Here is a 15473-nt window from a genome sequence, read left to right as displayed (position 1 = left end):
TGCTCCTCTAATCCTCAAAGACCAATTCTTTGGTTCTTCCGTCTTTTGCCGCGATGGCATTGGGAAATATCTCCCGTACTTCCTCCATATAGTCCTCCGGCCTTGTCAGGGACGGGCTGTAATGTGTCAGCCATAACTCTTTTGCCTCCGCCTTTTTTGCCAGCTGCGCCGCCTCATAAAAAGTCATGTGCTTGTATTCTCTCGCCTTTTTTTCTTTCTCTTTCTCTCCGTACATGCCTTCGCAGATAAACAGGTCCGCCTCTTTTGCATTGTTCCAGATGGCGTCTACCGGTCTGGAATCCGTGCAGTATGTCACTTTTAATCCTTTTCTTTCCGGACCCAGAACCATATCGGGAGTATACCTTTGCCCTTCTGCTTCCACCGTCTCGCCTTTTTGCAGGATTCCCCAGTACTTCTGCGGAATTTCCGCCATTCTTGCTCTCTCCACGTCAAATTTTCCCGCCCGGTCTATCTCTACCGAGTAGCCCAGACAGGTTACATTGTGGCTGACACGGAATGCTTTCAGCCGGTAGCCGTTCAAAGACAGCTCCGATTCCGGCTCCGTCAGTTCTATAAATCGGATGGAAAAAGGAAGCTCCGGCGCAATCACCCGCAGGGCGTTCACGACTCTTTCCAGCCCCTTCGGTCCGATCAGCGTCAGAGGTTCTCTCCGGTCTGCATTTCCCATCGTCAGCAAAAGCCCCGGCAGTCCACTGATATGATCTCCATGATAATGGGTAAAGCAGATCACATCAATAGGTTTAAAACTCCACCCCTTCTCCTTGATGGCGATCTGTGTCCCTTCTCCGCAGTCGATCAAAAGACTGCTTCCATTGTAGCGGACCATCAGAGACGTCAGCCACCGATAGGGAAGCGGCATCATACCGCCGGTTCCCAGCAAACATACATCTAACATTCTTTTCCTCCCAGTATCTTCTTCATGCAAATCCCATCCTCCTTCGGATGGTCATAAAACCCTCTGCGAATTCCTTCTTCCTGAAATCCTGCCCTGTGGTAAAAACTTCTGGCAGGTGCATTGCTCTGCCTGACTTCCAGATACAAGGCCCTTACACCCTTGTCCCGGCAGGCCTTTTCCAGGGCTGCCAGCAGAAGCTTCCCCCTGCCTTTCTGCCGATGCCTCTTATCTACAGCCAGCCGCACCAGGTCTCCCTCGTCCAACACGGTACAGACGATCCCATATCCCACCAGCTTCTTTTCCGGCTGTTTCTCCCGCTCTTTTGTCAGCCAGAGTCCCAGGGAGATCACCCGGTCCTGCCCTGCCATTTCCGCCAGCCCCGAAAGCGTCCAGTTGTCCGAAAAAATCTGTTCTTCCAGCTCTGCCACCCATCGAAGCTCTTCCTTTTTTAGTTCTGCGATCCGGATCCCTTCCGGATCCGGTCTTTCCATCCATTCCATCTGCTTTTTCTTGCCTTCTTTTTCATTTCTTATTTCCGGATCATGCAAGGGGTCTTCCTTAAAGAGCCTCTATGTCCTCCACCAGTTGGCGGATGGCTTCTTCTGTTGTCGCCCAACTGGTACAGAACCGGACAGCACTCTTTCCTTCTCCCATTTCTTCCCAAAAAGTAAATCCATAAGTTTCTTCCAGTTTTTTCCGGTCTTTTTCGGGAAGAATCGGAAACTGTTGATTGGTGTAGGAATCATAGCGAAGGGAATAGCCCTTTTTCAAAAAGGCAGCTTTTAGCAAAAGCGCCTTTTCTACCGCCTCTTGGGAGATCCTAAAATACAGTTCATCGGTGAACAGCGTATCAAACTGCAGACCAAGTAGCCGCCCTTTTGCAAGAAGCGCCCCTTTTTGCTTTATGAGATAGCGAAAATCTCTGGCAAGCTCAGGACGGGTAATCACCAGCGCCTCTCCAAACAGGGCTCCCACCTTCGTTCCGCCAATATAAAACAGATCCGTCAATCCTGCAATGTCCGCCAGCGTCAGCTCAGATGCCGGAGACGTCAATCCATAGCCCAGTCTGGCCCCGTCCAGAAACAGAGGAAGTCCTCTCCTGCGGCAGATTGCCGACAACTCCTCCAGCTCTTTTTTGGTGTATAGGGTTCCGCACTCTGTCGGATGAGAGAGATAGACCATGCCCGGCTGTACCGTATACTCCCTGCTCGCATCCTTCCAGTGTCTGTCACAGACCTCTTCCACCTGTTTTGCCGTCAACTTCCCATCCTGCTCCGGTACCGTCAGCACCTTATGTCCCAGCGCCTCGATCGCACCTGTTTCATGTACCTGAATGTGCCCGGTGTCGGCTGCGATCACTCCCTGATGCGGGCGCAGCACCGATCCGATCACCGTCAGGTTCGTCTGGGTGCCTCCTACGAAAAAGTGTACCTCCCCCTCTTTCAGGGCGCATTGTTCCTTGATCTTCTGTGCTGCCTGCCGGCAGTATCTGTCCTCTCCATAGCCTTCCGTCTGCTCCATATTGGTTTCTGCCAATCTTTTCAACAGCAACGGATGTGCTCCCTCCCCGTAATCATTTTGAAATCGGATCATGCTCCCTCTTCTCCTTCCTTTCCCGCTCTGCCTGAGACAGCCTCAGGTAATCCGGCCTGAAATCTGCCGCGCTGACCGCCTTTCCTTCTTCCAGGCAGGTCAGTCCCAGAATGCCGACGGATGCCGCCCTCTGCCGGTTCAGATGTCCGGGCGCCAGACGGATCTGCAGTCCCTCTTTCTGCCACTGTTCCAGGATTCCCCGAAAAACAGGAACTCCGTCTCCCAGAAATGTCACGCATTTATGCTGCTGCTTCAGTTGCTCTCCCAGCTTTTGGATCTCCAGTACGTCCTGCTTCCGGATCGTCTGAAGCTTCCCTTCTTTTATCTCATAGATTCCGGTATAGACCTGTCCGCGTCTGGCATCCATGATGGGACAGATCAGACCGTCGCTTCCCCACAGATTCCATGCCAGCCCTTCCAGGGTCGGAACCGGAAGAATGGGAATGGCAAGAACCGAGGCCAGCCCTTTTGCCGTAGCGGCTCCGATACGAAGCCCCGTAAAGGATCCCGGCCCTGACGCAACTGCAATGGCGTCCAGAGACGCTTTGTCGATCCCCGGGATCCGAAGCGCCTGGTCGATCATGGGAAGCAGCGTCTCTGAATGCGTTTTCTTGTAGTGAATCGTAAATTCCGACAAGGTCAGCGTCTGTCCGGCCGTCGCCTCCACAACCGCCACACCGGCCACCAGTCCGGAACTGTCCAATGCTAATATTCGCATATCTGTATCCTCCGATAATCAAATCCTTTTTCCAGATCTTTTTCGATCCGGATCTCCGTGTAGTGCGCGGGGAGAATCTCCCGGATCAGGTCCGCCCATTCGATCAGGCTGACCCCCTCTCCGTAAATGTATTCTTCAAACCCGATCTCGTCCATTTCCTCCACATCCCCGATCCGGTAAACATCAAAATGATAGAAGGGCAAACGCCCTTCTTCATACACCTGCACAATGGTAAAGGTGGGACTGCTGACCGTCTCTGTGATCCCCAATCCTTCCGCCATTCCTTTCGTAAACACCGTCTTGCCTGTTCCCAGGTCTCCTGTCAGAGTAAACACCTGACCCGGTTTTGCCTGACGTCCCAGCGATCTGCCCAGTTCAACGGTGTCCCGCTCACTTCTGCTTTCCACTTCCATCTATGCGCCCTTCCCTGTCTCCTGTCATTTTTATGTTCCGGCGGCAATGCTTCCGGGGCACTGCCTTTTGTCCGTTGCCCGGAAGGCTCTATCCCTGTTTATTCAGGGCTGCCAGCTTGGATGCCGGTATCTTGATCTCCGACGCCGGAAGCTTCCTGCGCAGCAATTCTATCACAGCAGGCAGCTGCTCCTTCACCTGTTCCACCGGCAACAGGATCGCCTGCCGTTTATCATCATAAAGGATCAATACCCGTCCGCGCCAGACTACTCTCCTGAACTTTTTCCAGGAGGCCTTTCCCCGGTCGGCCGCTGTAATGGTCTCTATCCCGTCTTCCTGAAAAATGTACCGGATAGGCTCTGTCAGATGCTTCGCCCTTTCCATCTGCTTTTTTACTTTACGTCGGATCAGCCAGGGGAAGATCCCGAAAACCAGGGCTGCCAGCACGAGAAAAATAACTGCCATCCCCCATTTTCCTTTCATCAGGAATGCGATTCCAAAGCTGATATTCAGGATCCCCAGCACCAGGATCACGATCCCGGAACCGCTGGTGTAAATATGGTAGATCATAAAATCTCCCATGCTGTCTCCGTCCATCTTGATTTCTGTCTCGATCGGCATCTTCGTCCCCTCCTTCACTTCCCCCATTATAACACAGATTTACCGCATTCTCAAAATCGGACTGATTTTTTTGTAAATCAAAAGAACAATGGTGGAAATGATCACGCCCTTGAACAGGTTAAAAGGCGTCACCGCCAGCAAAATAAAGGTAGACAGCCCTGTGATCTTACCGTTGACCTTGCTTCCCATTTCGATCAGCGCTTCCATCGGCATTCCAAAAGCCTTGGCATAGGTAGGCAAAAGAACGAAGGCATTTAGCAGACCTCCGACTATCGCCATACAGATAGTTCCTGCTACCATCCCCCAAACCGCCTGCTTTCTGGTCTTTTTTCTCTTGTAGATCCAAGCCGCCGGCAGCACCAGACTGCATCCGATGGCAAAGTTGGCCACTTCTCCCACTCCGGCCGTCATGGTTCCCTTCAGGGCAAACTTTAGCAAGATCTTCAAAAACTCGATCACGACGCCTGCCGCCGGTCCCATGGAAAAGCATCCTACCAATACCGGTACTTCACTAAAGTCCAATTCATAGAATGACGGAGCAAACGGAAGGGGGAACTCGAAAAACATCAGCACCGTCGAGATCGCCGCCAGCATCCCGATCTGCGCCATCATCTTTACATTGCTTCTTTTTTCCTGTCCTGCTTTCATTGTAGTGTTTGTGCTCATTTTTTCTCTCCTTTTACATTTGTTTGGTTTGTAAAAGAAATCTCCCAAAGGTTTTCTCCCGCAGGATCCTGCACCTGTGGCGGATTGCTTTTGCGATCCGCTTCCCTGTCGGCGCAGTGAAATCCCGGCGAAGCATTTTTTATTTCACGGGAAATTGCATCCTGTGAAATAAAAAATCCCCCGATCTGTATCGGGGGATCTCATCGTACAATATAGGTAACACTTATAATGCACAATCCTTCTCTCATCCAGACTTTACTGTCGGTTTTGGAATCTCACCAAATCAGCCGCCGTCAAATGACGACAGGTCGCGGACTATACCGCCGGTTGGGACTTGCACCCTACCCCGAAGAATTTCTTTAACTGTTTTCTGCATTCAGTATACCCTATCAGATAGGGTATTTCAAGATGGTATTTTATTTCTTTGCCGTCTTACACCGACAAAGCTGCCTGCCGCTGCCAGCATCAGCGTTACAAGAAGCACGCTACTGTTGCCGTCTCCTGTTTTTGGTGCTTTCGGTCTCGCAACATGGTCGGGAGCCTTCTTCTGCGTCTTGTTCTCGCTGCCGCCGTTACCAGGTGTAACGATTTTTTCATCACTTTTCTTTTCATAGATCGCATATACGGACAGATCTTCTGTTACTACCGTTTCTCCGGTAAATGCGGTTCCGCTTCCATCGGCTTTTGTATTCCATCCCTTAAATACATAGCCTTCCCTCGTTGGATCCTTTGGCATGGACTGATCCTGCATCACATCCTTGTCAATGGAACTGCCATACTCCACATCCACTACAGCGTATTCCTTCTCTTCGCTTATAAAGGTCACTTTTTTATTCAGCTGCTTTACCTTTAAGGTAAATGTGATATCCTCTTCGTTTTCCACAAAGTCCTTTCCGTCAGGCGTTTGTCGGGTGTAATATACCATATACATCGCCGCATTATATTCCGGGATGATCCTTGCATACATATATCCTCCGGTGTTACCGGCTATCGTATAATTGGTATCGTATTTCGCTTCATTTCCGACGGAAATTCCTTTTATCGTAATTTTCAAAGTGTCATCCACAGATGTGATTTTTTCATGCAATTTTTCAAATGTATCAATCCCTTCTGCAAGCGTGAAGGTCACCCTGACAGAATTTCCGACTTTTTGGATCTTGCTTACTTTGAATACATCCTTAGCGCCCGAAAACACAACCGTAGATCCCTCTACCAATTCATCCGGGAACTCCAAAATCCCTTCCGGCAACGTAAGCGTTGTAATGAAGCTGGACTGCGTTTCTCCCAAATCCACCGGTTTATTTCTTTCGTAGTAGTCTTCCGCGAATTTCAGATAATCTATCGCCTCTTTTATGCTTCTGACATCGAGGGTTCCGGTTACATCCAGTTTTTTGTCCTTCGTTGTCTCATAAACCTTGTCGTGTCCCGTATCTCCCATAATTTCGATGTCGCCCGTCACTTCAAACGGAATCGCCATTCTCGGGAATGGATCCGCTTTTTCTATTTCAGGGATTTCATCCATCCAGGGGATTCCTGCCGTCCACTTTACATCCTTTGGCCACGTCACGGGAGTTCCGTCCTTGTAGTACATGTTCTTAAAAGCCGTCTCCGGCGGAACAAAATCCGCCTCTTTTGCAAAAGCTGTTCCCGGCATCATCGTAAACATGAAACATAGACAGAAAAACATATACAAAAAACGCCTCTTTTTCCTCATATCCTTTTTCTCCTTTGCTGGTGTTTGTTATAACCTGTCAACACGATAATCTCACTATATATGATTATAGCTACATATATATGTATATGCAAGTGCATTCTTGTCTCAATCGTCTATGTTTTCAGCTATATTTTCAGCACAAAGTGTGTTTCTTTCACAAAATCAGCCCAAAAGTCCACAACCCGGAAACCGGTTGCCGCCTTTCCAGCGCTTTCTTCTTCCTATTCCTATTTTCCTACGGCGATTTGTGCCTCATAGATGGAGTACCCGTACCTGTTATTTCTTTCCAGCCCCTGCATCCTGATGTATTTCCCTATGACCGGTTTAAATTCGATATCCAGAAGTCTATCGGCATTTTGCCCCTTTTCAAAGGATTTTACGGTGGTAAAATTCACTCCGTCATCTGAAACCTGGATCTCAAATCCGGCGTCATATCCACATTCAAAATTTATCTGAAGTCCGGTTATGATGGATCTTGCCGACAATTCAAAGGTGATACTTTCCCTGTCTTTCCAGTCGCTGGCCCACCTGGTCCTGTCCGTTCCGTCGATCGCCGATGCTGCCTGATAGTTCTTGATGGGATTTCTTTCGTAGCTTGTTGCCGTAGCTGCCGCCGGCCTTACGCTTACAATGTCATGAATAACGATTTCATCACTGGGCGTATAATCGTTTTTGTATTTTAAAGTTGTGATAGAATGCGGCTTTAATTCAACCGAAACACTTCTGTCCTCGTCGATGACTTCCAGGTTTATAGCATCATCCGTAACATTCCCCATCAGAACTGAAATATTCCCCTCTTTGTCTTCCACAACAGTTTTGGGGATATCCAGATCCGATACAGAGCCAATGGACACGGTTCCGGGCTGAACGGTCCTGCTTATTTGCTTTAATACATAGTAGGACGGCTGATAGTAAACGCTGGTTCCGTCCGTCATGACCGGAGCATGGCATTGATTTACCACTCCCTGGGTGGGGCCTCCGTCCATATCCAAAACCAGGTTCCAGTCTATCCAGCTTTTTACCCCATGCTCAAAATCTTTCAGGATATCATAGGTGTATCTGTCCGCCGGTTCGTAGCTTCCAAACCAGGGGCCCTTTTCCTGACACCCTTCTGTCGCGTGTAAGTCTATATCCGGATACTTTTCCCTGATTACATCCAGGGAATAAAAGTCCTCTGACCACATAGGCTTTCCCGCGATTTCATGCCAGATATCTCCCGCATACCAGTGGAAGGCGATCCCGTCAATGTATTTCCTCGCATTGGGATTACTCAGCACCCCATCGTTGAATTTGATAAATCCGTCCTTGTGCATAGGGTCATTCCCCTTATCCCAGTCCCAGATCAAAAGCTCCGGAGCCAGTCCGTTTTCTTCCAGGGTCGGTCCCAGATAATTGGACACAAAGTCAACGGTCTGATCGATGGTCCAGGTCGCAGCCTCCCACTTCGGGTTGTTCTGACTTTCATTCTGCATGGAAAGGGAATACACATCAATCCCCTCTTCCTTGTATGCCTGAATGTATTTCACAAAATAATCCGCATAGCTCTGATAGTATTGCGGCAGCACCGAGTTATCAATGATGCCCAGTCCTGCCGTACCGGTTTGTCCTCTCCGGATGCCCGACTTCTTCATCCAGGCCGGCGGCGCCCAGGGAGCGGCAAAAAATTTTACATCCGGTCTTCTTTCCAAAATCCTATGTAAAGCCGGTATGATATAATCCCTATCTCCCTGTATATTGAATGCTTCCAGGTTTTCATCCGGATAGGTCGTGTCATTGTAGCTGTACTGCTTCACCGAAAAATCGGCAGACCCGATGCTGGATCTCGTCAAGGAATAGTTTGCTCCGTCCTTGCCAAAATAAGCGTCAAAAATCTCTTCCTGCTTTTCGGGACTCAGCTTGGCAATATTATAGGCAGCAGACTCTGTCATGGCTCCGCCGACGCCCAAAAACTCCTGCCTTTTGTCATTCCTGTTTACTTTCAGGTAATTCTTATAGACTGCGGCGTCCGCTTTCTTAAAAGACAGGTTTTCCAGTTGTCTGTACCGGTCCCCCGCCGAAGAGCTTACGATAACCTCCGCCTGTCCATACCCGCTTTCCACTTCCTGCTGTCCGTTTTCAGCCCTGACCGCAGCAGGTACTGAAGCTGCCACGATACAGGCTGATAAACCGATCGCCATCAATTTTGAAAAATTTTTCCCCATAAATTCCTCCTGAAATAGATGCTCACTACAGTTCCAACACAGTACATAAGCAAGTTGTGCTTCTTTTATATATGGGCTTATTATACAATTTTTATTGATGTTTTTCAATATTTTTGTGTGATAGTGCCGAAATTTTATCAAAAAGAAAGAGCAGATTCCAAAGAACCTGCCTTTTCGTGATATATGTAGATAGTATCATCCCTATATCAATCGCAATTTCCGATTTTCCCACCGAAAATTTTCTCCTCCGTGTATGCTTTATCATCTGCATCTTCATAAAAATGCGACTCCTGCTCTTTCACAGGCTTAAAATCTTCATTAACAATTGTCGACAAGTCTTCTCTTGTCGGACTTTCCATAGTAGCTACTCTTCGTGCATGATTCATTACCAGATCATCATATAAGTTGCGTACCATACGACCATTTGCAAAATTTTCATCCTTTTTCGTCACGCTCTCTTCCAAATATGCACGAACCACAGAGCGGGTATCCGCATCAAGAATATAATCATTATTCTCACACATGGAAAGAAGTATTTTCTCCAACTCATTCACTTCATAATCCGGGAATTCGATGAAGGTGTTAAAACGTGATTTCAGTCCTGGATTGGATTCAAAAAATTTTTCCATGGGTGCTGTATATCCGGCTACAATGACAACCAGATCCTCTCTATAATCTTCCAGTGCCTTTGTCAATTCCGTGAGACATTCTCGTCCGTATGAATCACTATGATCATTTTCGGTGATGCTATAAGCTTCGTCAATAAACAAGACTCCCCCTTTGGCTTTCTCAATTACACTTTTTACCTTTAACGCAGTCTGTCCTTGGTATCCGGCAATTAAATCCGTCCTGGACACTTCTACAAAATGTCCTTTTGAAAGCAGTTCAATTTGCTTGTATATATGTCCTATGATCCGGGCAACAGTTGTTTTTCCCGTTCCCGGATTCCCCATAAACGCCAAGTGCAAAGTGTTTTTTGCGGAATTCAAATTGTTTTCCCGGCGAAGCCTTTGAACCTTTTGATAGGCAATCAAGTCATTGATCTTCTCTTTAACATTCCCAAGTCCTGTCAGAGCGTTCAATTCATCCAGTAATTCTTTCAAAGATCTTGTATCCTCGGGTGTTTCTATCTCTTGCTTGCAGATGTCCTGCAGCGCAGAATATCCGTAATACTCAATCAGACTTATTTTTAATAGTTGTGCTACTCGTTTTATTTCCAACCTATGGTTTGAATTATCTGCCGTTTCAGATATCTTTTTCAGTAAAGCAATCGTAGCCGTCCTGTCGTTCTCCTCCACAATGGAAACTGCAAGTCTTGTAATCTCTCCGCAAGCATCTGTAACCGCATCTAGTTTTGACGCACTGTCGATCAGTATCTTTTCATATTTATTCATTATAATACCTTCGAAAGCATAATGATCAATTCAGCCAACGCTACTCCCAGCGAGCTTCCAGCAATCAGATATGCATACTTTATTTTTTTTGTCAGTTCTCGGGCTGTAGCCTCATTTTTTTCCGCTGTCTCTGCAACGGCAGTGAAAAGCAGTTCCTTATGACATTGAATATCCTTACCGATTTCTTCAATTTGTCCCGAGTTAGAATTACTTGTCAGCATAACATGCCTAACCAAATCAGATAATTCTGGTATTTCTTCTTTCCATGTTTGACAATCATTCCATAGTTTATCAATATCCTCCAAGTGAGCATATGTATCCAACTTCTGTTTAAATATTTTTAAAACTTCAAGTGTTTTCTTTTGATCCTCAACAATTTTCTTTATGTACTCCTGATTGGTCTTGACACCATTGCTCACTTTTCGGATTTGCTCCATTTCCCCTAAAAGAACATTGATGTAACTTTTATCAAGTTCATCTAGCGCCTTATATATATTCTCAAACTCTTTAACCGTCTTAATGCTAGTTCTGTTCAGATATTGTAAGTGTTTTTGAACTTCTTCCACCCTTTCATTCAACTCTGCTCCTGTGACTTTATGATCTCCCCAGCCCAAAATACCTCCCGTTACCTCAACAGCAGGAAGGCTCCATTCCCCAGGTTCATTTTGCGAAAACTCTTTCAGTTCTCTCTTGGCCTTTTCAAAATCACTTCTTTTGATCACTAGTTCTTCCATGTCCTATTTTCCCTCCAACAGCTCATCTAATTCGTCAGAAATTTGTTCCAGCTTGAGATTTTCATTTTCAAGTACTTCTTTTCTTGCATCAATATGACTAACTGTCTCTTTCATTATCTTTGCTGCCTCTTCATGTCGTGTCATTATTTTATTTGCAGATGAATTTTTCACATGTTGGAGCTTATCCTGATTCTCTCCAAATATGGTTTCCATCATAGATGCATCCGCTTTTATTGCTGCAACATCATCAAGTTTCATCTTAATATTCGGGGTTTCTTTTTCAAGCTTTGTTTCGTTTTCTTCTTTGTTTTTATTACAGAGTACATATATCACCACTCCTGCAACCAGTCCAACTCCGAGTATTCCCAACATTTTATTCATCACGCATTTCCCTCCAATCCTTCCAACAATCTGTCTATATCATCTAATGTGTTTTCTATATTTTTATCCTCCCTACAGTTTGCAGTTATATTTTCTAAGGATTCTTGCATTATGTCGGCAGCAACTGTATGACGCTCTTTGATTGTAGCCGCCGTTGTCATTTTAACCTGTCTAAGCTTTTCTTCACTTACATCCTGCGCCTGGTGCTGAAGATTTAAAATCTGATTTCCCTTCTCTATTTTTGCTTCAACTATGGCTGCTCTCTGTTTTTCTGCAATAAATTTATCGATCCTATTGATCGCCATTGCACCGACAACTCCACTGACTAAACTTGCCAAAAACATACCGATAACATTTGCTAATGAACCTAACAACGGCAACTGGATCTGCATCCCAGGAATTTGCAAAAGCACTTTTTCAAAAATTTCTCCCAGATAAATGGCTCCGCCCGCTACTAAACCGGCAGTTATAATTTTTCCTACCTGTGCTATCTTAACACTGAATGGCTTCTCTCTGTTCTCCTCATTCTTGAGATATCGAATAGCCTCCATGACAGAAGATGTAGCCTGCTTAATTAGACTCGCCAGTTTTTTAAATGTACTTACGATAGGTCCAAAAATTTCTGATAAAACAGTCCCCGCTACGCTGGATGCTCCCGTATGTATCGCCCTTGTGATTTTATCCAAGAAATTTTTAAGCGATACTTGCATTTCATCCAGAAAATGTTGCAATGATTTAGATTGACTTTTCAAAAAACGAACCAGCCCGTTCATAACCTCTCTCAACAAATCAGATAAGGCAGTTACTGCTATTACTTTCAAAGCATCCTTTCCCGCTTTTTTCCCGACTTCTTTCACTACGCCTTTTGCGATTTCTTTGTTAATTGCCGTTCTTGCTTCTTTATCTGCTTTTTTCATCCGTTCAGTATCAGCATTCAGTTTGTCTTGTAGCTGCTTATTGTTCTTTTCTTTCCGTGCACGCTTTTCTGCTTCGGAGAGATTGGATTCATCAATTTTCCTATTCGCACGTTCATTTTGATCCCTTAATGCTTTTTCTCTCTCCTCGCGCCCCTTTAGGTAGTCGTTTACGCTTTTCTCTTTTTTGCTTTTATTAAGAGATTCGTTTGTCGCCTTTAAATTTTCATCTTTATTCGCAAGATCTTCTGTACTTAAGTTTGCCTGTTTTCTCCGCAGATTTTCATATAACTCTTTTCTAGAAACTACGTGGTCAAGATTTGCTTTGTCATTTTGTTTAAGGGCTTTTCCTGTATACGTGTCTTTTAAGTTTCCCTCCTCTTGCTGTTTTTTCATCTTTGCATTAGCATCTTTATATCGCGAATCCTGCATAACCTTTTTAGCAACTTCATCATAGGCTTCCGGATGTTCTCTGTCGTATTTTTGAATCAAAGTTTCATTGGTCATATCAAGACCAATCTGATTGCTGAATTGTTTCCAGATTTCATTTTTGATCACTTCTCCCAGCGCATCGGGATTTCCTATTTTTTCCTTTTCTTCTTGCAGAAACTCCATTCCTTCAAATTCTTTCTCTAATTGACTTTGTAATTGATCTTCCAACTCGTCAATATTAAACATCCCTTCCTGTATTCCGCTGAAATCTTGATTTTCATTCAGAACAGCATTTTCCATAGCCATATTCTTCTCATCCTTTCCTTGTATTTATTCTGTTCGTACCTCTGAAACGAAATGTCTCTTTACGATCACGAGTGATATAACTCTTTCATCCTTGTAATCTCCTCCTCCATTTCTACGGCTAATTTTTCAGGCTTCTGGACTTTTACCCAGCTCCCCTGACTCAGCAAAAACATTTTGATCCCATCTCCATAGACCTCTGCTTCTATGACATATCCTCCTTTCTTTTTTTCCAGAATCTTGACAGTGGGCAATCTGTCTAACACAGCCTGAACACTCGGTCCGGTAAACTCAAATCTGATCTTTTGATGTTCCCCCGGAAACATAAACTGTATTTTCTTTCTGAGTTCTCCCTCGTCAAATTTTCGCAACTCCTCTTCATCAAATTTTGTCCGGTGCTCCATAACGGATATGATACGATCCACCCGGAAATAGACAGGGTTCTGCGACAAATCTCCCTCTTTATTGGCAATCAGATAAAAATAATACTCTGAGAAAATAATGGCGATGGGATGGATTTTTCGTTCTACCTTTTCCCGATTCATTTTGTAATATCCGATTGTCAGTTTTTTCCTTTCCCGGATGCAGTTGGTCAGTTGCCAGACCCGCTCCAGTACGTCCGGACAATCGTGTCCTACTCCTTCGTAGTGATAGAGTTCTTTCAAAAGGATACGGTCCAGTGTCTTTTGATCCTCTGTCGTTGTAAATTCTTTTAGCTTTTGAATGATCTCCAGTACTTTCACCTTTTCCAGCGCCCGGCTTCCCACTAATATTTTTGCAAGTCCTACCAGCTCTGCACTTTGCAGGAACCCATCTACTTTCAACTGATACATTTTCTCTTTCGGGAAGTATTCCAGAGAAGTATTCCCCACCAGTTCCCGATAATCCGCCAGAAAATTTTTAATTTCATTAACGTATCTGGAAACACTTTTTGTCGAAATTTCATATTCCTCCGAAATCTTCCGTATCGAAATCTTTTCTCCCTTTACCATGCGGAAAAATATTCCCAGAATCCGGCTGCGTTTCTCTTCTGACTCTCCCATATTTCTTTTCCTCCTGCCTTTTTATCTCCTTTTTGGGAATTCTTTATCTTCATCATAACTATGATACCGGACAAATACTTGTCTGCAATAGTATTCTCTTTTCTTTTTCTTCTATGAAATCAGGTGAACTCTCACAGCTTCTTTTAGCCTGGCATTTCCCTTCTCCGTTTTCCTTCCAACTCCCTGCGATAAAATGAATCTTTCTGCCCTAAAACATATCTCAGGACATCCGGAGCATTTTCCCCTTCTATAAAAAATCGCATAAAAACAAGCGACAACGGCACACCCCTCCCGGATGTGCTGCTATCGCTTCTCTCTAGGCCTCTATGATACTTACAAAATATAACAGAGTATTTATTTACCTGTCTGTCTGTCTGTCTGTCTGTCTGTCTGTCTGTCTGTCTGTCTGTCTGTCACGATTATTTCAGATGGCATTTTACCTGTCAACCTCACACGTTATTTTTTCCATTGTACCATATTTTCTTTCATTTGTCTTTCCACTTATACAGGAAAATCTGTATAAAAATTCATCTGTCTCTTTTTATTTCCCCTCGTAATACCGTTCCATGCTAAAGCCTCTTCCTCTTACTTCATTGATCTGGGTAATGGTAATAAAGGCTTTCGGATCTATTTTTTGTATCATTTCGTTGATGGAGTACAGCTTCCGGTTGGGAACGACACACAGCACTCCCTTTTGCTCCTCCTGCCCGTATCCGGTCTCGATCCGTACCATCGTCACTCCTGCGTCCATCTCTGTCAACACCTTCTGTCTGATGGCGTCATACTTTTCTGAAATGACAAAAAGCTGGATCTGCGACTTTCCAAACAGCATCACCCGGTTGACCACCAGGCTGGTGATCAGAAGGTTCAGGATTCCGTACAGGATCTGTTCCCCGTTGGAAAAAAAGATCTGCACGCCAAGGACGGTAAAGTCTACCACATAAAGCAGTACCGCCACCGACAGGTGTGTCTTCTTGTTTAAGACCAGTGCAAGAATGTCTGTTCCTCCGGTGGAAGCGCCCACCCGGACGATCATGCCTACCCCCAGTCCCAGAAGCAGTCCTCCGTAAAGAGTCGCCAGCATCATATTGTCTGTCAGGCCGGTAATCCCCGGGATCATCTGTACCAGCGACAGAGAAAGGGGATACAAGAATGTACTCAGCAGCGTACTCAGGGCAAATTTCTTTCCCAACACGGCCGCCCCCAGGATGAACAACAAAATATTGACGCCCAAAATGATCACGGAAAGGGGCAGTCCCGTATAATGCTGAATGATCAGACCGATTCCGGTAGCGCCTCCCATAATGACTCCGTGCGGTACCAAAAATGCGACGACGGTCACCGCCAATACCAGATTGCCAATGATAACGCCTGCCAGCGTTTCTATGATTTTTCTATTTTTTCCTCTCATACTACCCTTCTTTCCCGGATC

15 protein-coding genes and 1 riboswitch are annotated in these 15473 nt (G+C 45.5%); all 15 genes read right to left on the bottom strand.

Annotated elements, in window-relative coordinates; all coding sequences use genetic code 11:
• Positions 1 to 7: 7 nt before the first annotated feature.
• Positions 8 to 916: a ribonuclease Z gene (locus FYJ34_RS09055; protein ID WP_154478027.1), complete on the bottom strand. Its 909-nt coding sequence runs from the start codon at positions 914 to 916 to the stop codon at positions 8 to 10.
• Positions 910 to 1464 (bottom strand): ribosomal protein S18-alanine N-acetyltransferase, encoded by a 555-nt coding sequence (gene rimI, locus FYJ34_RS09050; protein WP_154478025.1) that lies wholly within the window; start codon positions 1462 to 1464, stop codon positions 910 to 912. Before rimI ends, FYJ34_RS09055 begins: the two co-directional genes overlap by 7 nt.
• Positions 1465 to 1474: 10 nt before the next feature.
• On the bottom strand, positions 1475 to 2509 hold the full coding sequence (locus tag FYJ34_RS09045; protein WP_154478023.1) for a threonine aldolase family protein: 1035 nt from the start codon (positions 2507 to 2509) through the stop codon (positions 1475 to 1477).
• Positions 2490 to 3227 carry a tRNA (adenosine(37)-N6)-threonylcarbamoyltransferase complex dimerization subunit type 1 TsaB gene (tsaB, locus tag FYJ34_RS09040; protein ID WP_154478021.1) on the bottom strand — a complete coding sequence of 246 codons (738 nt, stop codon included), beginning with the start codon at positions 3225 to 3227 and terminating at the stop codon, positions 2490 to 2492. Before tsaB ends, FYJ34_RS09045 begins: the two co-directional genes overlap by 20 nt.
• Positions 3215 to 3640: a tRNA (adenosine(37)-N6)-threonylcarbamoyltransferase complex ATPase subunit type 1 TsaE gene (gene tsaE / locus FYJ34_RS09035; RefSeq protein ID WP_154478019.1), complete on the bottom strand. Its 426-nt coding sequence runs from the start codon at positions 3638 to 3640 to the stop codon at positions 3215 to 3217. Before tsaE ends, tsaB begins: the two co-directional genes overlap by 13 nt.
• 88 nt (positions 3641 to 3728) lie before the next feature.
• Complete coding sequence (locus FYJ34_RS09030; protein ID WP_154478017.1) at positions 3729 to 4259, bottom strand: YcxB family protein; 531 nt, start codon at positions 4257 to 4259, stop codon at positions 3729 to 3731.
• A gap of 39 nt (positions 4260 to 4298) precedes the next feature.
• Positions 4299 to 4925, bottom strand: a complete 627-nt coding sequence (locus tag FYJ34_RS09025; protein WP_154478015.1) for an ECF transporter S component — start codon at positions 4923 to 4925, stop codon at positions 4299 to 4301.
• A gap of 232 nt (positions 4926 to 5157) precedes the next feature.
• Positions 5158 to 5283, bottom strand: a riboswitch (FMN riboswitch).
• 45 nt (positions 5284 to 5328) lie between these two features.
• Complete coding sequence (locus FYJ34_RS09020; protein ID WP_154478013.1) at positions 5329 to 6639, bottom strand: InlB B-repeat-containing protein; 1311 nt, start codon at positions 6637 to 6639, stop codon at positions 5329 to 5331.
• A 227-nt stretch (positions 6640 to 6866) separates the two neighbouring features.
• Entirely contained in the window at positions 6867 to 8840 is a 1974-nt protein-coding gene (locus FYJ34_RS09015; RefSeq protein WP_154478011.1) for a discoidin domain-containing protein, read from the bottom strand.
• Between the two features lie 206 nt (positions 8841 to 9046).
• Positions 9047 to 10234: an AAA family ATPase gene (locus FYJ34_RS09010; RefSeq protein ID WP_154478009.1), complete on the bottom strand. Its 1188-nt coding sequence runs from the start codon at positions 10232 to 10234 to the stop codon at positions 9047 to 9049.
• Complete coding sequence (locus FYJ34_RS09005) at positions 10234 to 10968, bottom strand: hypothetical protein (RefSeq protein WP_154478007.1); 735 nt, start codon at positions 10966 to 10968, stop codon at positions 10234 to 10236. Before FYJ34_RS09005 ends, FYJ34_RS09010 begins: the two co-directional genes overlap by 1 nt.
• A 3-nt stretch (positions 10969 to 10971) precedes the next feature.
• A complete protein-coding gene (locus FYJ34_RS09000; protein ID WP_154478005.1) occupies positions 10972 to 11352 on the bottom strand; it encodes a hypothetical protein in 381 nt (126 codons plus the stop codon).
• Positions 11349 to 13001: a hypothetical protein gene (locus FYJ34_RS08995; RefSeq protein WP_154478003.1), complete on the bottom strand. Its 1653-nt coding sequence runs from the start codon at positions 12999 to 13001 to the stop codon at positions 11349 to 11351. The genes FYJ34_RS09000 and FYJ34_RS08995 overlap by 4 nt, the downstream gene beginning before the upstream one ends.
• A gap of 65 nt (positions 13002 to 13066) precedes the next feature.
• A complete protein-coding gene (locus FYJ34_RS08990) occupies positions 13067 to 14041 on the bottom strand; it encodes a helix-turn-helix transcriptional regulator (protein ID WP_154478001.1) in 975 nt (324 codons plus the stop codon).
• A gap of 541 nt (positions 14042 to 14582) precedes the next feature.
• Positions 14583 to 15452 carry a YitT family protein gene (locus tag FYJ34_RS08985; RefSeq protein ID WP_154477999.1) on the bottom strand — a complete coding sequence of 290 codons (870 nt, stop codon included), beginning with the start codon at positions 15450 to 15452 and terminating at the stop codon, positions 14583 to 14585.
• Between the last annotated feature and the right edge of the window lie 21 nt (positions 15453 to 15473).

Origin of the sequence: Suipraeoptans intestinalis, from assembly GCF_009696485.1 — a bacterium.
In the GTDB taxonomy this organism is placed as follows: Bacteria; Bacillota; Clostridia; order Lachnospirales; family Lachnospiraceae; genus Suipraeoptans; species Suipraeoptans intestinalis.
Note: the sequence above shows the minus strand (reverse complement) of the source record. Positions and strands in the feature narration are given on the sequence as shown.